General features: G+C 69.6%; 21 protein-coding genes and 1 pseudogene. 10 read left to right on the top strand and 12 right to left on the bottom strand.

The window, feature by feature from the left end; translation table 11 throughout:
• Positions 1-28: 28 nt before the first annotated feature.
• Together VF536_RS27625 and argB are read right to left on the bottom strand one after the other, a co-directional pair.
• On the bottom strand, positions 29-718 hold the full coding sequence (locus VF536_RS27625; protein WP_067276757.1) for a response regulator: 690 nt from the start codon (positions 716-718) through the stop codon (positions 29-31).
• Between the two features lie 256 nt (positions 719-974).
• The gene (gene argB / locus VF536_RS27620; RefSeq protein ID WP_067276760.1) at positions 975-1,889 is read right to left on the bottom strand and encodes an acetylglutamate kinase; all 915 of its coding nucleotides are present in this window, start codon (positions 1,887-1,889) and stop codon (positions 975-977) included.
• Between the two features lie 80 nt (positions 1,890-1,969).
• Between argB and VF536_RS27615 the strand changes: the two genes are divergently transcribed.
• The 5 genes from VF536_RS27615 (at position 1,970) to VF536_RS27595 (ending at position 5,207) form a co-directional block, all read left to right on the top strand.
• A complete protein-coding gene (locus VF536_RS27615; protein WP_331618149.1) occupies positions 1,970-2,938 on the top strand; it encodes a cation diffusion facilitator family transporter in 969 nt (322 codons plus the stop codon).
• Positions 2,935-3,372, top strand: coding sequence for a D-aminoacyl-tRNA deacylase (gene dtd, locus VF536_RS27610; RefSeq protein ID WP_331618148.1), 438 nt, complete (start codon positions 2,935-2,937; stop codon positions 3,370-3,372). Before VF536_RS27615 ends, dtd begins: the two co-directional genes overlap by 4 nt.
• A gap of 46 nt (positions 3,373-3,418) precedes the next feature.
• A complete protein-coding gene (locus VF536_RS27605; RefSeq protein WP_088406080.1) occupies positions 3,419-3,802 on the top strand; it encodes a VOC family protein in 384 nt (127 codons plus the stop codon).
• 127 nt (positions 3,803-3,929) lie between these two features.
• Complete coding sequence (locus VF536_RS27600) at positions 3,930-4,706, top strand: hypothetical protein (RefSeq protein ID WP_331618147.1); 777 nt, start codon at positions 3,930-3,932, stop codon at positions 4,704-4,706.
• Positions 4,707-4,808: 102 nt separating this feature from the next.
• Complete coding sequence (locus VF536_RS27595) at positions 4,809-5,207, top strand: hypothetical protein (protein WP_331618146.1); 399 nt, start codon at positions 4,809-4,811, stop codon at positions 5,205-5,207.
• Here the strand turns inward: VF536_RS27595 and VF536_RS27590 are convergent.
• The 9 genes from VF536_RS27590 to VF536_RS27550 all read right to left on the bottom strand — a co-directional run bounded on the left by VF536_RS27590 (position 5,192) and on the right by VF536_RS27550 (position 14,966).
• Positions 5,192-6,157, bottom strand: a complete 966-nt coding sequence (locus VF536_RS27590) for a tripartite tricarboxylate transporter substrate-binding protein (RefSeq protein WP_331618145.1) — start codon at positions 6,155-6,157, stop codon at positions 5,192-5,194. The two genes, VF536_RS27595 and VF536_RS27590, sit on opposite strands and share 16 nt — an antisense overlap.
• Positions 6,158-6,296: 139 nt before the next feature.
• Entirely contained in the window at positions 6,297-7,589 is a 1,293-nt protein-coding gene (locus tag VF536_RS27585; protein WP_331618144.1) for a phenylacetate--CoA ligase family protein, read from the bottom strand.
• Entirely contained in the window at positions 7,589-7,879 is a 291-nt protein-coding gene (locus VF536_RS27580; protein ID WP_331618143.1) for a hypothetical protein, read from the bottom strand. Before VF536_RS27580 ends, VF536_RS27585 begins: the two co-directional genes overlap by 1 nt.
• 26 nt (positions 7,880-7,905) lie before the next feature.
• Positions 7,906-8,757, bottom strand: a complete 852-nt coding sequence (locus VF536_RS27575; RefSeq protein WP_331618142.1) for an ABC transporter ATP-binding protein — start codon at positions 8,755-8,757, stop codon at positions 7,906-7,908.
• 33 nt (positions 8,758-8,790) lie between these two features.
• Positions 8,791-10,110, bottom strand: coding sequence for an ABC transporter substrate-binding protein (locus tag VF536_RS27570; protein WP_331618141.1), 1,320 nt, complete (start codon positions 10,108-10,110; stop codon positions 8,791-8,793).
• 61 nt (positions 10,111-10,171) lie between these two features.
• The gene (locus VF536_RS27565; RefSeq protein ID WP_331618140.1) at positions 10,172-11,236 is read right to left on the bottom strand and encodes a branched-chain amino acid ABC transporter permease; all 1,065 of its coding nucleotides are present in this window, start codon (positions 11,234-11,236) and stop codon (positions 10,172-10,174) included.
• A gap of 11 nt (positions 11,237-11,247) precedes the next feature.
• Positions 11,248-12,177 carry a branched-chain amino acid ABC transporter permease gene (locus VF536_RS27560; protein WP_331618139.1) on the bottom strand — a complete coding sequence of 310 codons (930 nt, stop codon included), beginning with the start codon at positions 12,175-12,177 and terminating at the stop codon, positions 11,248-11,250.
• Between the two features lie 45 nt (positions 12,178-12,222).
• Positions 12,223-13,020 (bottom strand): ABC transporter ATP-binding protein, encoded by a 798-nt coding sequence (locus VF536_RS27555; protein ID WP_331618137.1) that lies wholly within the window; start codon positions 13,018-13,020, stop codon positions 12,223-12,225.
• Positions 13,020-14,966 (bottom strand): AMP-dependent synthetase/ligase, encoded by a 1,947-nt coding sequence (locus VF536_RS27550; protein ID WP_331618136.1) that lies wholly within the window; start codon positions 14,964-14,966, stop codon positions 13,020-13,022. The genes VF536_RS27555 and VF536_RS27550 overlap by 1 nt, the downstream gene beginning before the upstream one ends.
• A gap of 329 nt (positions 14,967-15,295) precedes the next feature.
• On the opposite strand from VF536_RS27550, the gene VF536_RS27545 reads away from it, so the two are divergent.
• The gene (locus tag VF536_RS27545; RefSeq protein WP_331618163.1) at positions 15,296-15,952 is read left to right on the top strand and encodes a Crp/Fnr family transcriptional regulator; all 657 of its coding nucleotides are present in this window, start codon (positions 15,296-15,298) and stop codon (positions 15,950-15,952) included.
• A gap of 60 nt (positions 15,953-16,012) precedes the next feature.
• Here the strand turns inward: VF536_RS27545 and VF536_RS27540 are convergent, their stop codons facing one another.
• Entirely contained in the window at positions 16,013-16,603 is a 591-nt protein-coding gene (locus VF536_RS27540) for a GNAT family N-acetyltransferase (protein ID WP_331618135.1), read from the bottom strand.
• 390 nt (positions 16,604-16,993) lie between these two features.
• Between VF536_RS27540 and VF536_RS27535 the strand changes: the two genes are divergently transcribed.
• From VF536_RS27535 to VF536_RS27520, 4 genes and pseudogenes are all read left to right on the top strand, one after another.
• Positions 16,994-17,677, top strand: a complete 684-nt coding sequence (locus VF536_RS27535) for a response regulator transcription factor (protein WP_297525796.1) — start codon at positions 16,994-16,996, stop codon at positions 17,675-17,677.
• Positions 17,667-19,043, top strand: a complete 1,377-nt coding sequence (locus VF536_RS27530) for a HAMP domain-containing sensor histidine kinase (protein WP_331618134.1) — start codon at positions 17,667-17,669, stop codon at positions 19,041-19,043. Before VF536_RS27535 ends, VF536_RS27530 begins: the two co-directional genes overlap by 11 nt.
• Positions 19,044-19,144: 101 nt before the next feature.
• Positions 19,145-20,005 (top strand): translesion DNA synthesis-associated protein ImuA, encoded by an 861-nt coding sequence (gene imuA, locus VF536_RS27525; RefSeq protein WP_331618133.1) that lies wholly within the window; start codon positions 19,145-19,147, stop codon positions 20,003-20,005.
• Positions 19,956-20,873: pseudogene (locus tag VF536_RS27520) on the top strand (DNA polymerase Y family protein); the annotation flags it as partial. The gene imuA and the pseudogene VF536_RS27520, both read left to right, overlap by 50 nt.

Below are 20,873 nucleotides of genomic sequence, written 5' to 3'. Positions count from 1 at the left end.
CACCCGGCGGGTGGCAGTCCTTGCGCCATCAGTCGCGCAGCCAGCCGAGGCGGCGCGCCTCGTAGATCGCCTCGACCTTGGAGCGCACCTGCAGCTTGCGGTAGGTCCGCTTCACGTAGGTCATGATGGTGTGCGGCGACACGTTCATGAACTGCGCGATCTCGTCGAAGGTGAAGCCCTTGGCGGCCAGGTGCAGCACGCGCGATTCCTGCTCGGACAGCGCGACGACCTGCTCGTCGACCAGCGGCATCGGGGCCGAATCGCCGAAGCCGCGCGGATGCGCGCCCGCGCCCTGCGGCGCCAGGCGCAGCAGCAGCCGGCGCGCGATCACCGGCGAGATCGGGCTGCCGCCCGCGCGCAGCGAGCGCAGCTGACCCGGCAGGTCCAGCGCCAGCGAGTCCTTGAGCAGGTAGCCGGTCGCGCCGGCCTCGATGCTCGACAGCACATGCTGTTCGTCGCCGAAGACGGAGATGACCATCACCTCGCACTCCGGCGCGACGTGGGCCGCGTGTCGGATCAGTTCGATCCCGCTGCCGCCGGGCAGGTCGAGGTCGACCAGCAGCACGTCGGGACGCGTCTGGTCGAACATCTTCCGGCCCTGCTGGAGATCGGTGGCCATGCCGACCAGACGGATGTCCGGCGCTTTCTCAAGGGCATGGGCGAACGCTTCGCGGAAACGAAGCTGATCCTCGACGATCAAGACGCTGAAAAGTGACATGCAATCCCTCACGGCCTGCGGAGCCGTTTCGTGGCGCATTCTGGGATGTCGCGTGTTTCAGCGGCAATCCCCAGCTTGCAGTGGTATGACCTTCGACCAAGCCCGGTGGCCGGCGGGACAGCGTAGGGCAAACAGCGATCCCGTAGGCCCTCCGGAAACGACCGAGCCCCCTCGTCCGGAGGGGGCTCGGTGGGTGGATCCACCCATCAGGGGGATCCGGAAGGCCTCTTCGGGCGGAGGCCTGGTGTCGGTCCGCTCAGTGCGATCGGATCATCGTGCCGTAAGCCTGTTCGGACAGGATCTCCAGCAGCATCGCGTGGGGGACGCGGCCGTCGATGATGTGGACGGCCTTGACGCCGCTGCGGGCGGCGTCCAGCGCGGAGGCGATCTTGGGCAGCATGCCGCCCGACAGCGTGCCGTCGGCGAAGAGCTCGTCGATCTCGCGCGCGGACAGGTCGGTCAGCAGCGTGCCCTGCTTGTCGAGCACGCCGGGGGTGTTGGTGAGCATCACCAGCTTCTCGGCCTTGAGCACCTCGGCCAGCTTGCCGGCGACGACGTCGGCGTTGATGTTGTAGCTTTCGTTGCTCTCGCCGAAGCCGATCGGGCTGATGACGGGGATGAACTGGTCGTCCTGCAGCGCCTTCACGACGCTGGGGTCGATGGAGACGATGTCGCCGACGGAGCCGACGTCGTGTTCCTTGGCCGGGTCGTCCTTGTCGATCAGCTTGAGCTTCTTGGCGCGGATCATGCCGCCGTCGCGGCCGGTCAGGCCCACGGCCTTGCCGCCGGCGACGTTGATCAGGCCGACGATGTCCTGCTGCACCTCGCCGGCGAGCACCCATTCGACGACGCTCATGGTCTCCTCGTCGGTGACGCGCATGCCCTGGATGAAGTGGCCCTTCTTGCCGAGCTTGTTGAGCGCGTCCTCGATCTGCGGACCGCCGCCGTGCACGACCACCGGGTTCAGGCCGACCAGCTTGAGCAGCACCACGTCCTCGGCGAAGTCCTGCTGCAGCGCGGGGTCGGTCATCGCGTTGCCGCCGTACTTGATGACGATGGTCTTGCCGTGGTACTTGCGGATGTAGGGCAGCGCCTGGGAGAGCAGCTCGGCCTTGTCGCGCGGCGGGATGTGGCTCAGGTCGGCGTCGTGGACGGGAGGGGTGTTGCTCATGGGGCGGTCCGGCTTGATGAAGAAGGAAGACGGTGGGATTGGCGAACGGCGCGAATTGTAGGACCGGCAAAATCAGCGCCATGCAAGTCCAGCAATATCTGAAATTGTCGGCCGGCGTGGCCGTGCTGACCATCGCCCTGAAGACGGCCGCCTGGTGGTGGACCGGTTCGGTGAGCCTGGCCTCGGACGCGCTCGAATCGGGGGTGAACCTCGCCGGGGCGCTGTTCGGACTGGCGATGGTGACCATCGCCCGGCGTCCGCCGGACGAGGACCACCCCTTCGGCCACCACAAGGCGGAGTACTTCTCCAGCGCCTTCGAGGGCGCGCTGATCCTGATCGCCGCGCTGGGCATCGCCTGGGCCGCGGTCGAGCGGCTGCGCACGCCGCAGCCGCTGGAGCAGCTCGGCCTCGGCATGGCGCTGTCCCTGGTCAGCACGCTGATCAACGGCGCGCTGGCGTGGAAGATGCTGCAGGCCTCGCGCGAGCACCGCTCGATCGCGCTCGAGGCGGACGCCCGCCACCTGTTCACCGACGTCTGGACCTCGGTCGGCGTCGTCGCCGGCCTGATCGGCGTGATGCTGACGGGCTGGACCTGGCTGGATCCGCTGCTGGCGATCCTGGTGGCGCTGAACATCCTGCGCGAGGCGGTGCACCTGATGTGGAAGTCCACCGGCGGGCTGATGGACATGGCGCTTGAGCCCGAGGACCAGCGGACGATCGCCGAGGTGTTGAAGCGCTTCGAGTCGCCGGAGCTGCGCTTCGATCACGTCGCGACGCGCGTGGCGGGGCAGCAGCGGCACGTCGATTTCCATCTGCACGTGCCGGCGCGCTGGACGCTGGGCGAGGCGGCCGCGCTGCGGGGTCAGGTCGAGCAGGCGCTGATGCGCGCCCTGCCCGGCCTGCGCGCCAGCATCCAGCTGCTGCCGGTCAACGTCGAGACGCGCTTCGCCGAAATGGCGGAACGCGAGACGACCCCATCGATGCCCGCAGCGACGGACACATCAACGACCGCACCTGCGGCCATGCCCAATCAGGAAAGACAAGGATGATCGCGCTGCTGCAACGGGTGAAGGAAGCCCGTGTCGATGTCGGAGACCGCTGCACGGGGCAGATCGGGGCGGGCCTGCTGCTGTTGATCTGCGCCGAACCGCAGGACAGCGAGGCCGTGGCCGAGAAGCTGTTGCAGAAGATCCTGAAGCTGCGCATCTTCAGCGACGAGGCCGGCAAGATGAACCGCAGCGTGCAGGACGTGAGCGGCGGCCTGCTGATCGTCTCGCAGTTCACGCTGGCGGCGGACGTGTCCGGCGGCAACCGGCCGAGCTTCACCGGCGCGGCGCCGGCGGAACTCGGCCGCAGGCTCTACGACCATGTGGTCGCGTTCGCGCGCTCGCAGCATCCGATCGTCGAGACCGGGGAGTTCGGCGCGGACATGCAGGTCAGCCTGATCAACGACGGGCCGGTGACGATTCCGATGCGAATGTGATGAGAATGTGGGCCTGCAACTGCAAATCGAGGCAAGGACTCCCACCATGATCAGCTACGTAACCCTGGGCAGCAACGACCGCCGCGCGGCCAAGGAGTTCTATGACGCCGCGCTCGCGCCGCTGGGCTTGAAGCCGGGGTATTCGGACGACGAAATGGTCGGCTACGGCCCCGAGGGCGGCGAGACGCAACTTTGGGTGGTCCAGCCCTTCAATGGACTGGATGCCACGGTCGGAAACGGCTCGATGGTGGCGCTGGCGGCGTCGACCCGCGCGCAGGTCGACGCGGTGTATGCGGCGGCGATCAGCGGTGGCGGCAAGGATGATGGCCGACCCGGCCCACGCGAGAATTACGGCCCCAACTTCTACGCGGCCTACTTCCGCGATCTGGACGGCAACAAGGTGGGCGTGGTGTGCCGCTCGCCGGCGTGATGACGGTGGCGGGGTGATGGTGACGGGGTGACGGAGGCGGGGTGACGGATGCCCCGCGAGGCGCGTCCACTGAGGCGGCACCTCTTTCGCGGATGCCACCATGGACCGACTGCCTCCCTCCGATCCCTTGCCCGATTTCGCGCGATTCGGCGCGCCCGACACCGGCGACTTCCCTGCACATCTGCGCGAGGACACCGTGGGCCGTCGAGAACCGGTCCGCCAGGCTCAGCTCGAAGACGATCTGCGCCGTCTGACCATGCATCTCGATCGCATCGACAGCGATCCCGACCTGCGCGACGACCCTCAGCAGTTGCAGACCGACCTGCGAGACCTCCATCGGCTGCTGGACCGCGCGCAGGCGGACTGCCAGTTCGCCGGACGGGAGCTCACCGGCGTTCGCGCCACGGCGCTGATGGGGGCCGTCTGGCTGCGTGCCTCGGGCATGGGCACCCAGGGGGAGCTGCCGCTGCCGGTCGCCCTGCGATCGTGGCGAGGAGAGATGCGCTCCATGCTCGAGCATGCCGTGAAGACGGGGGCCGAGGGCGTGACCACGAACGGCTCCGACTGCCTGCTCATCATCCCCTTCGCTCAGCGGATTCCGCCCGATTTTCCCGCCGCCGTCCGCGATCGCGACGCACATCTCGCGGCCTTGACCCGGGCCGCTCCGGAACGATCCCGGAAGCTTCCCGGACATGACGCGCTGTGCACGGCAAAGGCGCTGCTGCAGTCGCTCCCGTCGAGCGACGTGCTCGATGGCGAGGCCTTGCCGCGCTGGCAGTCCGCATTGGCAGGCGCCCTGGCGCTGGAGACCGAGGCGTTCGCCGCCGTGCGTCACCAGCGTGCGCAGGCGTCGGAGGCCATCCGGCACCTGATGGCGCATCACGACCTGCCCCGGGCGCCCTGACGCGGCTCCGCGCTTCCCGGAGTCACCATGGACCGTCTGCCGGCCACACCGCCGATACCGAGTTCCACGGCTGCCAGATCCTGCTGTGCCAGGCCTTGCGCCATGGCCGTCTCGCGGATCGAGACCTCGTCGGGGATCGAGGCGCAACGCTCTTTCATGCCGGCCTGCAACGACAAGCCAGCACCCCGTTACGCGACGCGCTGCCACGCAGGCAGGCCGCGCTGCGCGAGGCGATCGCGCTGGAGGATGAGGCGATCGCGATCGCGGGCGCCGCCGATACCCGGCCGTCGATCGCCGTCCGGCATCTGCGGCACTGCCGCGCGCCGCAAAGCAAAGGCCCGCCGGGAGGCGGGCCTTGAGGCGGAGCGGGACATCCCGCTCCGGGGTGACGCCGACGATCACGCGCCGAGGTCGCGCAAGCCGGCGATCAAGCCGGCGATCAAGCCGTCGATCAAGCCGTCGATCAATCGGCCATCAGTCGGCCATCAGTCGGCGTATTGACCCGCCGCCTTGATGATCGGCGTCCACTTGTTGATCTCGTCGGCGACGAACTTCTTGTGCTCGGCCGGGTTCACGCGGTTGTCGGTGACGATGACCGCGCCCAGCGCTTCCTCGCGCTTGTGGAACTCGGCATCCTTCAGCGCCGTCTTCAGCGCCGTGTTGATCTTGTCCAGCACCGCCTTCGGCGTGCCCTTGGGCGCGTACATGCCGTGCCAGATCGTCACGTTGAAGCCCTTCAGGCCGGACTCGTCCAGCGTCGGCAGCTTGGCCAGCGAGCCGCCCAGGCGCTTGGTCGTCGAGACCGCGTAGGCCTTGACCTTGCCGCCGTCGATCTGCGTCGTGGTGTTGGTGGTCTGGTCGCACATCAGGTCGACCTGGCCGCCGATCAGGTCGGTCATCGCCGGGCCCGTGCCCTTGTACGGCACCGTGGTCATGTCGATCTTGACCGTGCTCATGTACAGCAGGCCGCACAGGTGCGAAGCCGAACCCAGGCCCGCATTGGCCAGATTGATCTTGCCCTTGTTGGCGCCCAGCCACTTCACCAGGTCGGCGTAGTTGGCGGCCGGCAGGTTGGGACGCGAGATCAGCGTCATCGGCACTTCGTTGATCAGGCCCAGGTACTCGAAGTCGTCCAGCGTCTTGTACTGCAGGTTGCGGTACAGGGCCGGCGAGGTCGAGATGCCGATGTGATGCAGCAGCAGCGTGTAACCGTCCGGCGCGGCCTTGGACACCTTGGTGGCGCCCAGCGTGCCGCCGGCGCCGCCGACGTTCTCGATCACGATGGTCGCGTTCAGCGGCTTGCGCAGCGCCTCGGCCAGGTCGCGGGCGACCTTGTCGGTCGGGCCGCCGGCGGCGAACGGGACGACGATGGTCACCGGCTTGTCCGGGTATTCGGCCCAGGCAGCGCCGACGCTCAGCGCCGCGACGGAGGCGAGCAAGATCTTCTTCATGGTGTCTCTTCCTCGTTGGAGGTGTGGGTGATGGCGCGGATGCTAGGTCGCCGCCCCACATTGCAACTTACGGAAACTACGTAAGCCGGGATAGCCCCAAGGCATGGCACCGCTGCCATCCCCCTCCATCTGAGGGAAATCAGTCGAACTTCCGCAGGTCCTCGATGACTTTTCCGTCGTTGGGCAGCGCGCCCGCCGCGACGAACACCACCTCGCCACGCAGCTTGGTCACGTCGCGCAGCGCCACGGCCAGGCCATCGGCCAGACCTTCCGGGACGCCGCCGTCGGTCTCGACGTGCAGCGTCATCCGGTCCTGTGCCATCTCGCCCTCGACGACCAGCCGACCGCGCCGCGCCTGCGGGAAGCGGCGCAGCACCTCGGCCACCTGCCCGGCATGCACGAACATCCCGCGCACCTTCGCGCTCTGGTCCGCGCGCCCCATCCAGCCCTTGATGCGGACGTTGGTGCGCCCGGTCGGACAGGGGCCGGGCAGCACCGCCGACAGGTCGCCGGTGCCGAAGCGGATCAAGGGGTAGTCGCGGTTGAGCGTCGTGACGACGACCTCGCCCACCTCGCCGTCGGGCACGGGGTCACCGGTGCCGGGCCGGACGATCTCCAGGATCACACCCTCGTCGACGACCAGGCCTTGCCGCGCCGCGGTCTCATACGCGATCAGGCCGAGGTCCGCCGTCGCGTAGCACTGGAAGCCGGCGACGCCGCGCTCCCCGCACCAGTCGCGCAACGCGGCCGGGAAGGCCTCGCCGCTGACCAGCGCCTTGCGCACGGACAGGGGCTGGCCCTGCTCCGCCGCCTTGTCGAGCAGGATCTTGAGGAAGCTCGGCGTGCCGACGTAGGCCTGGGGCCGCAGCTCGGCCATCGCCTGCAGCTGCAGCTCGGTGTTGCCGACGCCGCCGGCGAAGACCGTGCAGCCGAGCGCCTCCGCGCCGCCTTCCATCATGGCGCCGGCCGGCGTCAGGTGGTAGCTGAACGAGTTGTGGACCAGGTCGCCCGCGCGCAGCCCGGCCGCATGCAAGGCGCGACCGACGCGCCAGTAGTCGCGCCCGTGCCCTTCGGGCTCGTAGATCGAGCCCGGCGACTGGAACACGCGACGCGCGCCGCCGTCGCGCTTCAAGCCGCGCCAGCCGATCGTCGAGAAACCGCCGAAGGGTTCGAACGGCACGCGTCCCGCGTCCGCGCGCACGGCCTGCTGACGCGCCAGCAGCTCCGACTTGCGCGTCACCGGCAACCGCGCCAATGCGTCGCGCGTGCGGACCAGGTCCGGCTCGACGTCGACCAGCAGTTCGCCGAAGGCATCGGTGTTCTGCCGCGCATTGGCCACCTGGTGCGGCAGCGCCGCCAGCAATGCGGCCTCGCGCACGACCGGATCGCGCGTCTCCAGCGCGTCGTAGAAATCGAGGCTGGCGGCGCCCATCACTCCTCCGCCCACTGCGCCAGCCGACGCTTGAGGTCGTCCTGCAGCTTGCGCACGTCGGCCGCATTGCGGCAGACCCGCGTCTCCCAGTCGGGGCTGCGCGCCGGCTTCTTCGCCAGCTTCGCGGTGATCTGGCCCTCGGCGGCCGCGAGCTGGAGCACCTCCTGGTTCTCGAAGCTCCAGCCGGTGCCGCGCTCCGTCAGCGCGCGCAGGTCGCGCAGCGCGCGCTTCAACTGCACCAGCGCCTCCTCGGCCTTGAACGGCGGGGGCGCGAAGAAGTCGTTGTCCATGACTGCTCTCCCATCAATCCTTCAATTCAAGCCAGCCAGCGCTTGCGGCGCTTGTAGCTCTTCACGTCGCGGAAGCTCTTGCGATCGGTGCCGCCCATGCCGAGGTAGAACTCGCGCACATCCTCGTTGTCGCGCAGCGCCTTGGCCTCGCCATCCATGACGACGCGGCCGTTCTCGAGGATGTAGCCGTAGTCGGCGTAACGCAGCGCCATGTTGGTGTTCTGCTCGGCCAGCAGGAAGGTCGTGCGCTCCTTCTGGTTGAGGTCGCGCACGATCTCGAAGACCTCCTCGACGATCTGCGGCGCCAGGCCCATCGAGGGCTCGTCCAGCAGCACCATCTTGGGATTCGCCATCAGCGCCCGGCCGATCGCGCACATCTGCTGCTCGCCGCCCGAGGTGTAGGCGGCCTGCGAGGTCCGCCGCGTCTTCAGCCGCGGGAAGTAGGCATAGACCTTCTCCAGCGTCTGCGCCACCGCCGCCTTGCCGTCGGTGCGCGTGTACGCGCCCGTCAGCAGGTTCTCCTCGATCGTCAGGTGCGCGAAGCAGTGCCGCCCCTCCATCACCTGCACCACGCCTCGATGCACCAGGTCCGCCGGCGTGAGGCGCTCGATGCGCTCGCCGCGCAGCTCGATCGAGCCCTTGGTGACCTCGCCGCGTTCACCGGCAAGCAGGTTGGACACGGCGCGCAGTGTCGTGGTCTTGCCGGCGCCGTTGCCGCCGAGCAAAGCCACCACCGCCCCTTCGGGCACGCGCAGCGAGACGCCTTTGAGCACCAGGATCACGTGGTGATAGATGACCTCGATGCCGTTGACGTCGAGCAGCGCGGGCGCCGCCGCGCCGCCCGGCGCAGCGATGGAAGGTACGGAAGTGGCTTGCATGGCGGTCGTGCTCAAGCAGGGTTCAGACGACGTTCAACCGCAGCTGCGCGGCTTCAGGTTCTTGTCCTTGGCGTACTTGGCGGCGTACTCCTTGACCAGCGGATCGATGTGGGTCTTGTCCGACTGGTACCAGTCGGACGCGAGGTTCCATTTCGCGCCGTCCCACTGGACGATGCGCGCCCAGTCCGTGCCCATGTGGTTGGCGCAGCTGGTCTGCACCGGGCGCATGACCTCGCCGAAGCCCAGCGCCTTGAGCCGGTCGGCGGTCAGGTTCAGGTTCTCGAAGCCCCAGCGCACCTGCTCCGGCGTCATGACCTTGCCCTTGCCGAACTTCTCCTGCGCGGTGCGGATCGCCTCGACCTGCAGCATCGAGATCATCATGCCGCGCGTGTGCGCGATCGCGCCCAGGCCGGTGGCCGGGCCGGTGCCCTGGCCCTTGTCGTAGACGAACTTCTTCAGTTCGTCATGGACCTTGTCCTTGGCCGAGCTGTTGTGCAGCGTGATCGCGTTGTAGCCCTTGGCGCCGGCGCCGATGTCCTTGACGTCGTGGTCCGAGCCGGCCCACCAGATCGCGTAGATCTTCTCGCGCGGGTAACCGCTGGCCTGCGCCTCGCGGATGCCGGCCGGCGTCATCACGCCGGCGGACCAGAACAGCACGTAGTCGGGCCGCTGCTGGCGGATCTGCAGCCAGGTCGACTTCTGCTCCACCCCGGGCGGCGTGACCGGGTACAGCAGCACCTCGAAGCCTTCGGCCGCGGCGCGCTTCTGGATCAGCGGGATCGGCTCCTTGCCGTAGGGGCTGTCGTGATAGACCAGCGCGATCTTCTTGCCCTTCAGAGACCCCTTCTCCTTCTTCGCGATGTCCTGCAGCATCACGTCGGCGGCGGTCCAGTAGGTGCCCAGCAGCGGGAAATTCCATTCGAAGACGGTGCCGTCGGCCGACTGCGACAGGCCGTACCCCGGCGTCTCGACGACCACCTTGTCGACGAAGGCCTTGTCCGTCACCGCGAAGGTGATGCCGGTCGACTGCGTGTCGAAGCCCGACGCGCCGCCGCCCTTGCCCTTCAGGCGCTCGTAGCACTCGACGCCCTTGGCGGCGTCGTACGCGGTCTCGCACTCCTCGAAGGCCAGCTTGACGCCGTTGACGCCGCCGTCGCGCGCGTTCACCAGCTTCAGGTAGTCCTGCTTTCCGTCCGCCCAGGGCATGCCCAGCGGCGCGAACTGGCCGGTGCGGTACACCAGCAAGGGGATGAACTGCTCATTGGCCGCCTGCGCCTGCACGGCGACGGGCAGCAACGCGCCCGCCAGTGCCGCGAGGGATAGCGCGCCACGCGCCAGGGTCTTCAAGCTCATGGTGTCGTCTCCTGATGGTGCACTCTGCGGTGCGGTTTGAAATCTCGTGGGTGCTGCGAGTTCAATGCGGGAAGGGCCACAGCCTCAGCTTCTGGCGGGCGGTGGACCACAGCCGGGCCAGCCCATGCGGCTCGACGATGAGGAAGAACACGATCAGCGCGCCGAAGATCATGTGCTCCAGGTGCGAGGCCGTGGCCGTCGACAGCGGCAGGCCCAGCCAGTGCGGCACGTGGTTGAGCAGCAGCGGCAGCAGCACGATGAACGCGGCGCCGAAGAAGCTGCCGACGATGGAACCCAGCCCGCCGATGATGATCATGAACAGCAGCTGGAACGACTTCTCGATGCCGAAGGCCGCCGGCTCCCATGCGCCCAGGTGCACGAAGCCCCACAGCGCGCCGGCCACCCCGACGATGAAGCTGCTGACCGCGAAGGCCGTCAGCTTCGCGTGCACCGGCCGGATGCCGATGACGGCGGCGGCGACGTCCATGTCGCGCATCGCCATCCACTCGCGGCCGATGGCGCCGCGCACCAGGTTCTTGGTCAGGATGCCGCACACGACCACCAGCGACAGGCACAGCAGGTAGCGCTGCGCCGGCGTTTCCAGCGGCAGGCCGAAGAGCTGCAGCGTGCCGACGCTCACCGAGCCCGACGACGAGTTGTTGGTCACCCACGGCATGCGGTTGACGAACCAGTCGATGAAGAACTGCGCCGCCAGGGTCGCGACCGCGAGGTAGAGCCCGCGGATGCGGAGGCTGGGCAGCCCGAAGATCACGCCGCAGACCGTCGCCGCCAGGCCGCCGCCGATCAGTGACAGCAGCAGCGGCATGCCCTCGATGCGCACCTGCAGGTTGAAGGCGGCGTAGGCGCCGACGGCCATGAACGCGCCCGTCCCCAGCGAGATCTGTCCGCAATAACCCACGAGCACGTTCAGGCCCAGCGCCGCGAGCGACAACACGAGGAAGGGGATCAGCACGGCGCGGAAGGTGTAGTCGCTCGCCAGCCAGGGCACGGCGACGAAGGCCACCAGCGCCAGCGCGAGCACCGCCCGCCGGTCCTGCGCGACCGGGAACAGCGCCAGGTCCGCGCGGTAGGAGGCCTTGAACTGGCCGTTTTCACGATAGAACACGGTCGTCCTCCTTACACGCGGTCAATGATCTTGTCGCCGAAGAGGCCTTGCGGCCGCACCAGCAGGAAGCCCAGCGCGAGCACGTAGGCGAACCAGTTCTCGATGCCGCCGCCGACGGCGGGGCCGAGGTAGATCTCGGACAGCTTCTCGCCGACGCCGATGATCAGACCGCCGACGATGGCGCCCGGCACCGAGGTCAGGCCGCCGAGGATGACCACCGGGAAGGCCTTCAGCGCGACGAGCGAGATCGAGTACTGCACGCCCAGCTTGCTGCCCCAGATGATGCCCGCGACCAGCGCGACCAGCCCGCCGACGGACCAGACGATCACCCAGATGCGCGACAGCGGGATGCCGATGGACTGCGCGGCCTGGTGGTCGTCGGCGACCGCGCGCAGCGCGCGGCCGGTGCGGGTCTTCTGGAAGAACAGCGACAGCAGCGCCACCAGCGCCGCGGCGATCACGGCCGAGTACAGGTCTTCCTTGTTGAGCAGCAGGCCGCCGGGGAAGCTGTCCTCCAGCACGAACAGCGGGTCCTTCGGCAGGCCGACGTCGATCTTGTAGGTCGCGCTGCCGAAGAGCAGCTGGCCGGCGCCGTCGAGGAAGTAGCTGATGCCCAGCGTCGCCATCAGCAGCGTGATCGCCGGCTGGTTCACCAGGCCGCGCAGCGCCAGCCGCTCCACCAGCCACGCGACGACGACCATGCAAGCCGCGGCCGCCGCCAGCGCCAGCACATTGGCCAGCAGCAGGCTCTCGAAGCCGAACCACTGCGGGAACCATTCGGCGAAGCGCGCCATCGCCAGCGCCGCGAACAGCACCATCGCGCCCTGCGAGAAGTTGAAGACGCCCGAGGCCTTGAAGATCAGCACAAAGCCCAACGCGACGAGCGCGTAGAGCATGCCGGCCATCAGCCCGCCGAAGACGGTTTCGAGGAAGAAGCCCATGATCGTTTCCTTGCTTGCCTGCCTGCTGCCTGCTTCTTCCGGCGGTCACTCGCCCGCGCCGAGGTAGGCGCGGATCACCTCGGGATTGGCGCGCACCTCGTCGGGCGTGCCGTCGCCGATCTTCCTACCGTAGTCGAGCACCACGACCCGGTCGCTGATGTCCATCACCACGCCCATGTCGTGCTCGATCAGGACGATCGTCGTGCCGAACTCGTCGTTGACGTCCAGGATGAAGCGGCACATGTCCTGCTTCTCCTCGACGTTCATGCCGGCCATGGGCTCGTCGAGCAGCAGCACCTTGGGTTCCATCGCCAGCGCGCGGCCCAGATCCACGCGCTTCTGAAGCCCGTAGGACAGACCGCCGACGGGCGTCTTGCGGTGCGCCTGGATCTCGAGGAAATCGATGATGCGCTCGACCTTCTCGCGGTGCTCGATCTCCTCGCGCGCCGCCGGTCCCAGGCGCAGCGCCTGCCACAGCAGGTTGCGCTTCATGTGCAGGTTGCGGCCGGACATGATGTTGTCCAGCACGCTCATGCCCTTGAACAGCGCCAGGTTCTGGAAGGTCCGCGCGACGCCGCGCTCGGCCATGCGGCGCAAGCGCGTGCGCGGGCTCCACTGGCTCACGTCCTCGCCGCGGTAGCGGATGTCGCCCTGCTGCGGCTGGTAGACGCCGTTGATGCAGTTCAGCATCGAGCTCTTGCCCGCGCCGTTGGGGCCGATGATGGCGCGGATCTCATGCTCGCGGACGTCGAAGCTGATGTCGTTGAGCGCCTTCACGCCGCCGAAGGACAGCGTGATGTGCCCGACCTCGAGGATCACGTCGCCGATGCGTCTGTCGCTCATCAGGCGGCCTTCCGGGTGTGCGGGAAGGTGGCGGCTTCCTCGATGCGCAGGTCGGCGCTGACGCTGCCGCTGCGGCCGTCCTCGAAACGGACCGCCGTCTCGATGTACTGCGACGCCTTGCCCGCGTAGAGCGCGTCGATCAGCACGGCGTACTTGTCGGCGATCGCGCCGCGGCGGACCTTGCGCGTGCGGGTGAGTTCGCCGTCGTCGGCGTCCAGCTCCTTGTGCAGCACCAGGAAACGCGTGATCTGGCTGCCGGCCAGCAGCTCGTCCTGCGCGAGGTCGGCATTGACCTTCTCGACGCAGTCCTTGATCAGCGCCAGCACCTCGGGCTTGCCCGCCAGGTCGGTGTAGCCGGCATAGGCGAGGTTGCGGCGCTCGGCCCAGTTGCCGACGGCCTCGAAGTCGATGTTGACGAAGGCGCAGACGTGGTCGCGTCCGTCGCCGAAGGCCACCGCCTCCTTGATGAAGGCGAAGAACTTCAGCTTGTTCTCGACGTACTTGGGCGCGAACATAGCGCCGTCGTGGGCGCCGCCGCGCAGCCGGCCGACGTCCTTGGCGCGGTCGATGATCTTCAGATGGCCGCCCGCGTCGAGGAAGCCGGCGTCGCCGGTGCGGTACCAGCCGTCGGCGCCCAGCACCTCGGCCGTCGCTTCCGGGTTCTTGTAGTAGCCCTGGAGCAGGCCCGGCGAGCGCACCAGGATCTCGCCGCTGTCGGCGAGCCTGATCTCCACGCCGTCGATGGGCACGCCGACGGTGTCGGACTTCGCCTCATGGTCCGGCTGCAGGCAGACGAAGACGGCGGTCTCGGTCGAGCCGTAGAGCTGCTTCAGGTTGATGCCGATCGAGCGGTAGAAGCTGAAGAGATCGGGCCCGATCGCCTCGCCCGCCGTGTAGGCCACGCGCACCCGCGAGAAGCCCAGCGCGTTGCGCAGCGGGCCGTAGATCGCGAGGTCGCCGAGGCGGTACTTGAAGCGCTCCCAGGCATCCACCGGCTTGCCGTCCATGAGCGCCGGACCGACCCGGTTCGCCAGCGCCATCGCCTTCGCGAACAGCCAGCGCTTGGGCGCGCCGGCGTCCTCCATCCGGATCATGACGCTGGTGAGCAGGCCCTCGAAGACCCGCGGCGGCGCGAAGTAGTAGGTCGGCCCGATCTCCTTGAGGTCGATGCTGACGGTGCTGGCCGACTCGGGGCAGTTGACGACGTAGCCGCAGGCCAGCCACTGCGCGTAGCTGAAGACGTTCTGGCCGATCCAGGCGCAGGGCAGGTAGGCGAGGACCTCCTCGTCGGCGCTCAGCTTGTCGAAGCGTGCGCCGGCCTGGGCGCGGTCGATCAGCGAGGTGTGCGTGTGCACCACGCCCTTCGGATGACCGGTGGTGCCGGAGGTGAAGAACATCGCCGCCACGTCGCCGGCGCGGCCGGCCTCGACCTCGCGTTCGAACCAGCCGGGATGACGCAGCGCATGCGCGCGGCCGTCGTCGCACAGGCTGTCCATCGAGGCCAGGCCGTCGGCCGCGTAATGGCGCAGGCCGCGCGGGTCGTCGAACCAGATGCGCCGCAGCGCGGGGCAGGCGGCGCGGATCTCGAGCAGCTTGTCGACCTGCTCCTGGTCCTCGACGACGGCGAAGGCGACTTCCGCGTTCTGCAGCGGGTAGGCGAATTCGGCGGCGACGGCGTCCTGGTACAGCGGCACGGGAATCGCGCCCAGCGATTGCGCGGCGAGCATCGAGGCATAGAGCCGGGGCCGGTTCTCGCCGATCACGACGAGGTGCTGTCCGCGCGTCAGCCCGGCGGCGGCGAAGCCGTGCGCGAGGTCGCGCACGAGCGCCGCCAGCGCGGCCCAATCGAGGGTCTGCCAGATGCCGAGCTCCTTCTCGCGCAGCGCCGGCGCCTGGGGGCGCTGGGCGGCGTGAGCGAGCAGCAGGCGGGGGAAGGTCTGTTCCACCGTCGTCTCCGTTGTAGTCCCCGCTGTCGCCGTCTCTAATGGAGGCGCTCAGGCCGCGGGGTTGCGCCGACTGTAGGCCGGCTCATTGACGTCGTGTTGTCATTGCGACGACAGTCCTAGGGAGAGTTCGGGGAAGCGTTTTCCCCAGGGGGTCGCGTCAGGTTCGTGTCATGCACAGGCGCGATGAACGGGGGATGGCCCCGACCACCGACACCGTTGTCCACGCCGCGCCGGGTTCGCCCCCGCCCGCGGGCCTGCAGCCGCCCCTCGCCGGGGCCGTGCCGACGCAGCCGATCCGGCTGCGCGCGCGGGCCGCGAGCGCACAGGAAATGAGCGCCATTCCTTGGCTGAAGGCGATCGAGCCCGAGTTGCGCGAGCGCGTCGCCTCGAGCATCCAGGTGGCGGAGGTCGAGGTCGGTGAGCGGATCTGCCGCATCGGCCGGGAGGCCAACTTCTGGTTCGGCGTGGTCGACGGGCTGCTGAAGATGAGCAACGACGAGGCGGCGGCGCGGCAGGTCACCTTCACGGGGGTGCCGCCGGGCGGCTGGTTCGGCGAAGGCACGCTGCTCAAGCGCGAGGCCTACCGCTACAACATCCAGGCGCTGCGGCGCAGCGTGGTGGCGGGCTTGCCGCTGGAGAGCTTCCACGAGCTGCTGGCGACCAGCCTGGCCTTCAACCGCTATGTGCTCAACCAGCTCAACGAGCGGCTGGGCCAGTTCATCGCCGCGCGCGAGATCGATCGCCAGAGCGACCCCGACCTGCGCGTCGCCCGCAACCTGGCGGCGCTGTTCCACCCGCAGCTGTATCCCGGCGTGAACGGGTTGCTGCGCATCACGCAACAGGAGCTCGGGCACCTGGTGGGGCTCTCGCGCCAGCGCGTCAACGAGGCGCTGCGACATCTGCAGGAACAGCGCCTCATCGCGGTGGAGTACGGCGGGCTCAGGGTGCTCGATCTGGCGGGGCTGCGGGTGTATCCGCAGCAGTAGCGAGGCGCCCGGCCGGTCCGTGGTCGAGGGGCCGGCCGACGAGCGCCTATGCCTGCAGGCTCATGCCCCGAACGGCGTCGCTTCGGGCGGCTGCTGCGGCAGCGCCGCGTACTGCCCGGCGTTGATCTCGTAGAGCAGGCTCGCGGCTTCGCCCGGGCAGTCGGCGACGGAGCCGGTCAGGCGCAGGCCGACACGCTCCAGCGTCTTGCGCGCCGCCGTGTTGCCCGGCGCCAGCAGCGCGTGCACCGACGTCGCATGCAGGCTGTCGAAGGCCAGCGCCAGCGCCGCCGTCGCCATCTCTGCCGCGTAGCCACGGCCCCAGTGGTCGGACAGGAAGTGGAACTCCAGCAGCAGCGCCGGCGCGCCGCAGATGCGGCCCCGGCTCAGGCCACCGAAACCGATCGCGCCCAGCGAGGGCTGATCCTTCAGCGCCACCGCCCACGGGCCCAGTCCGTCGCGCGTCCACAGCGCGCGCCAGTGCTCCAGCCGTTCCGATGCGGCCGGGCCGCCCGCGTCGAACCGGCGGTTCGCGGGATCGGTCAGCAGGTCGCGGAAGCTGCGGGCGTCCGCCGCGGCAGGCGGACGCAGGCTCAGCCGGCGGGTCGCGGTGAGCCGCTCGACGGCGGGGATGGAGATGAAGGGCGCAAGCATAGGGGTTAACCCGCAAATTATGCGCCCAAGCCGGATTTCAAGTGCGGCGTCGACCGGGCGGTCGGTGACAGGCCCGGACTTGCGTCACGAAACGTGACGAAGCGCAAGGAACCCGAGAAGCATCGACCGGTCTCCGACGTTCGTACGTCGATCAACGCCCGATCACGGCCGATTTCCCCGCCGCTTGCCCGCTCCCTGCCCGCCAATCGCCCGGATCCCGGTCGATGCCCCTCGCCTGGGCGGTGCCGACAGCCCGCGGACAGGTCGGGAGGCCCACCCTCGCATAGCATTCCTGACATCCGCGGGCCCCGACGGGGGGAACTCCTTCCCTCCAGGACCCGTCCCCCAGGACGACGCGGCGCCCGGCGCCGCAGGAACGAGAGCCTCGTGATGAAGCTGCTGGTCATCGAAGACAACCCGGACATCGTCGCCAACCTGTTCGCCTACCTGGAGCCGATGGGCTATGCGCTGGACGTGGCCCGCAACGGCCTGGGCGGCCTCGCGCAGGCCGCCGCCGGCTCCTACGACGCGATCGTGCTGGACCTGACCCTGCCCGGCCTGGACGGCCTGGACGTCGCCCGGCGCCTGCGCAAGGACTTCCGCCGCCCCACCCCCATCCTCATGCTGACCGCCCGCGACACGATCGCGGACAAGGTCACCGGCTTCGAGAGCGGCGCCGACGACTACCTCGTCAAGCCCTTCTCGCTGGTCGAGCTGGAGATCCGCCTCAAGGCGCTGATGCGGCGCTCGCATGGCCTGAACCTCAGCTCGGCGGTCAGCTACGCGGATGTCAACTTCGACCCCGACACGCTGGAAGCCACCCGCGCCGGCAAGCCGCTGCAGCTGACGCCGACCGGCTACAAGCTGCTGTCCGCGCTGCTGCGCGAGGCGCCCAAGCTGGTCCGCCGCGAGGACCTCGAGCGCGAGGTCTGGGGCAACGATCCGCCCGACAGCGACGCGCTGCGCACCCACATCCACGCGCTGCGCGCGGCACTGGACAAGCCCTTCCCCGTCCCGCTGCTGAAGACCCATCCGGGCATCGGCTACCGGCTGGTATCGCCCGATGCGGGATGAGCCGCGGCAGGGCCTCGGCGATCCACGCGGCGAGCACCGCAGCAACCCCCGCGCCGGCCGCACCACGGCCGCGCCGACCACGCTGCGCACGCGCGTGGCCGCTGCCTTCCTGCTGCTGACCCTGCTGGTCTGCGGCGCCTTCGCGGTCGCCGCGGTGCGCATCGCCTCCAGCATCGAGGACCGGCTGGTCGACCAGCGCCTGGACCGCACCGCCGACGAACTGGTCGCCCGCGAGAAACAGGGCCTGGAGGCCGACCTGCCGCCCAGCGTCACGCTCTACCGCGGCGACGCCATCCCGCAGGCGCTGCGCGGCAAGCCGCCGGGCAAGTACACGCTGCCGCAGGACGACGCCACCTTCACCGCGCTGGTCCGCGACGACCTCGGGACGGTCTTCGTGCTGACCGACCGCGACGAGGACTTCGCCAAGATCGAGGCCGGCGTCTACGGCCTGCTCGGCCTGGCCTTCGTCTGCTGCCTGGGCCTGGCGCTGTTCCTGGCGCAACTGACCGCGAGCCGCATCGTCGCCCCGGTGACCGCGCTGGCCCGCGCGGTCGAGACCGACGCCGCACCGCGCGAATATCCGCTGCTGGACTCCACCGACGAACTGGGCCTGCTGTCGCGCGCGTTCGCGGCCAAGACCGAGGCCCAGCAGCGCTACCTGGACCGGGAGCGCTGGTTCACCGGCGACGTCAGCCATGAATTGCGCACGCCGCTGGCGGTCATGCTGGGCGCCGCGGAGATCCTGAAGGCGCGCCTGCACGGCCGCGACGACATGGTCGAGCTGGCCGAGCGCATCCGGCGCACCGCGGCCGACACCAGCGAACGCGTCGTCGCGATGCTGCTGCTGTCGCGCGACCCGGCCAGCATCGGCGCGCCGCCGACCGCGCTGCTCCCGCTGCTGCGTCAGGAGATGGAGCGCTGCCGCCCGCTGCTCAAGGGCAAGGACGTCGAGATGACGCTGCACGCCGCGCCCGCCGACGCCGGCCTGGAAGTGCCGGCGCGGCCCGAGCTGGCGGCCATCGCGCTGGGCAACCTGATCCGCAACGCCTGCCAGTTCACCGACCAGGGCCGCGTCGACATCCGGCTCGCGGCCGGCCGCGTGGTCATCGAGGACACCGGCATCGGCATCCCGCCGGCCGTGCGCGACCGGATCTTCGACCGCTTCATGCAGGTCGACCCGGCCGGCGCCGGCAGCGCGGGCCTGGGCCTGGCCATCGTCAAGCGCGTCGCCGAGCACCTGGGCTGGACCGTCAGCCTGGAGGCGCCGGGGCGCGGAGGTACGCGATTCGTACTGACTTTCCCCGCTTCGCCCCCGGCTGCCGAGGCGTTGGACGAGCCCGCCGGAGATTCTTCGCACCGGGCTTGAAACAGCCCTGGACGGGGACGTCGTCGTCCTATACTGTATGCATATACAGCATCCCAACGCCGGTTTCTCAACCGGCGTTTCTGTCTCCGACGACGACCGCCATGTCTCCCCTGCCCACCCCTCTTGTCCCGCTTCCGCCGGCCGTGGCCGACGCGCTCTGGCGCGGCGACGAACTGGGCCGCGGCACCGACACCGTCTGGCCCAGCGGCTTCGACGCGCTCGATGCCGAACTGCCGGGCGGCGGCTGGCCGGGGCGTCAGCTGACGGAAGTACTGCTGCCGCAGTTCTCGCTGGCCGAATGGCGGCTGGCGGGACCGGCGCTGCGACGCGTGGTCGCCGACGGCGCGGCGGTGGCGATGGTCGGGCCGCCCAAGCGCCCCCACCTGCCCGGCCTGATGCACCTGGGGCTGGATGAACGCCACCTCGTCTGGATCGACGCCCGCGCGCCATCCGAGCGGCTCTGGTGCGCCGAACAGCTGATCAAGTCCAACGCCGCCGGCGCGGTGCTGGCCTGGATGCCGCAGGCCGCACCCGAGCAGCTGCGGCGGCTGCAGGTGCTGGCGCAGTCGTTCGAAGGGCCGGTGTTCCTGTTCCGGCCGCTGTCGGCGCGCCATGACCCGTCGCCGGCCCCGCTGCGGGTGTTGGTCACGATCCACGTCGACTGGGCCCTGGACGTCCAGATTCTCAAGCGCAAGGGCCCCGCGCACGAGACCCCGCTGCGGCTGGCCTCCATCCCCGGCGGGCTCGAACGCGTGCTGACGCCCCGCGTCATGCGGCCCAGCACGATGCGCCCGGTCGCGCCGGCGCCCGTGCCGGCCCCTGCGTCAAACGCGGTTCCTGTCGCGGCCACCGACGCCGATGCCCTGTCCCCGCAAGCGCCCGTCGCGCTCACCCTGTTCCCGGAGTTCTCCCATGCTGTGGGTCGCACTGGTATTGCCGCCTCGTCCGCCGGCACCGTTTGAGGATCCGGCGACCGCCGCGCCGCCCCATCCCTGGGGCGTGTGTGCGGAGACGCAGGCGGGCCTGGCCGTGTGGTGCCTGCAGTTCACACCGCGCGTGGCCCTGATGGAGGACGCCGTGGTGATGGAGGTCGAGGCCAGCCTGCGCCTGTTCCGGGGCCTGCCCGCGCTCAAGGCTCGCCTCAGCGACGAGGCGCCCGACCTGGGCGCCGTCGGCATCGGCTGGGCGCCGTCGGCCACCGCCGCGCTGGTGCTGGCGCGTTGCGGCGTGCTCGATCTGGGCGGGCGGCTGCTGCAGGCGGTGCTGGACCCGTTGCCGCTGCAGACGCTGAGCGCCGGCGCGGAACACGCCGAACCGCTGAGCCGCGCCGGCATCAACACGCTGGGCCAGCTGCGGGCGCTGCCGCGCGGCGGCATCGGCCGGCGCTTCGGCGCGGCGCTGCTGACGATGCTGGACCAGGCCTACGGACTGCGGCCCGAAGCGCATGCCTGGGTCGCCCTGCCCGAGGACTTCCATGCCCGCATCGAGCTGCCCAGCCGCGAGGACCATGCCCCCGCGCTCCTGCTGGGCACGCGCCCGCTGCTGATGCGGCTGTGCGGCTGGCTGGCGGCGCGCCATGCCGGCGCCACCGGCGTGACGCTGCACTGGGTGCACGATTCGATGCGGGCAAAGGACGCCGGCGAGGGCGGTTGCCTCACGGTGCGCACGGCCGAGCCGATCCGTGAGCTCGAACACTTCTGCCGCCTGATGGCCGAGCACCTGGCCAAGACCCAGCTGCTGGCGCCGGTCGGTGAACTGCGGCTGGAGGCGGTCGGCGTGCAGTCGCTGGTCGAGGACAGCGGCTCCCTGCTGCCCGACGTGGTGCGCACC

Origin of the sequence: Roseateles sp. (assembly GCF_036486225.1) — a bacterium.
In the GTDB taxonomy this organism is placed as follows: Bacteria; Pseudomonadota; Gammaproteobacteria; order Burkholderiales; family Burkholderiaceae_C; genus Roseateles.
This window is presented reverse-complemented; position numbering and strand designations above follow the sequence as displayed.

Coding starts and splice junctions, on each gene's coding strand:
- VF536_RS27625 (WP_067276757.1), bottom strand. CDS start 718: ATGTCACTTTTCAGCGTCTTGATCGTCGAGGATCAGCTTCGTTTCCGC.
- argB (WP_067276760.1), bottom strand. CDS start 1,889: ATGAGCAACACCCCTCCCGTCCACGACGCCGACCTGAGCCACATCCCG.
- VF536_RS27615 (WP_331618149.1), top strand. CDS start 1,970: ATGCAAGTCCAGCAATATCTGAAATTGTCGGCCGGCGTGGCCGTGCTG.
- dtd (WP_331618148.1), top strand. CDS start 2,935: ATGATCGCGCTGCTGCAACGGGTGAAGGAAGCCCGTGTCGATGTCGGA.
- VF536_RS27605 (WP_088406080.1), top strand. CDS start 3,419: ATGATCAGCTACGTAACCCTGGGCAGCAACGACCGCCGCGCGGCCAAG.
- VF536_RS27595 (WP_331618146.1), top strand. CDS start 4,809: ATGGCCGTCTCGCGGATCGAGACCTCGTCGGGGATCGAGGCGCAACGC.
- VF536_RS27590 (WP_331618145.1), bottom strand. CDS start 6,157: ATGAAGAAGATCTTGCTCGCCTCCGTCGCGGCGCTGAGCGTCGGCGCT.
- VF536_RS27585 (WP_331618144.1), bottom strand. CDS start 7,589: ATGGGCGCCGCCAGCCTCGATTTCTACGACGCGCTGGAGACGCGCGAT.
- VF536_RS27580 (WP_331618143.1), bottom strand. CDS start 7,879: ATGGACAACGACTTCTTCGCGCCCCCGCCGTTCAAGGCCGAGGAGGCG.
- VF536_RS27575 (WP_331618142.1), bottom strand. CDS start 8,757: ATGCAAGCCACTTCCGTACCTTCCATCGCTGCGCCGGGCGGCGCGGCG.
- VF536_RS27570 (WP_331618141.1), bottom strand. CDS start 10,110: ATGAGCTTGAAGACCCTGGCGCGTGGCGCGCTATCCCTCGCGGCACTG.
- VF536_RS27560 (WP_331618139.1), bottom strand. CDS start 12,177: ATGGGCTTCTTCCTCGAAACCGTCTTCGGCGGGCTGATGGCCGGCATG.
- VF536_RS27555 (WP_331618137.1), bottom strand. CDS start 13,020: ATGAGCGACAGACGCATCGGCGACGTGATCCTCGAGGTCGGGCACATC.
- VF536_RS27545 (WP_331618163.1), top strand. CDS start 15,296: ATGAGCGCCATTCCTTGGCTGAAGGCGATCGAGCCCGAGTTGCGCGAG.
- VF536_RS27540 (WP_331618135.1), bottom strand. CDS start 16,603: ATGCTTGCGCCCTTCATCTCCATCCCCGCCGTCGAGCGGCTCACCGCG.
- VF536_RS27535 (WP_297525796.1), top strand. CDS start 16,994: ATGAAGCTGCTGGTCATCGAAGACAACCCGGACATCGTCGCCAACCTG.
- VF536_RS27530 (WP_331618134.1), top strand. CDS start 17,667: ATGCGGGATGAGCCGCGGCAGGGCCTCGGCGATCCACGCGGCGAGCAC.
- imuA (WP_331618133.1), top strand. CDS start 19,145: ATGTCTCCCCTGCCCACCCCTCTTGTCCCGCTTCCGCCGGCCGTGGCC.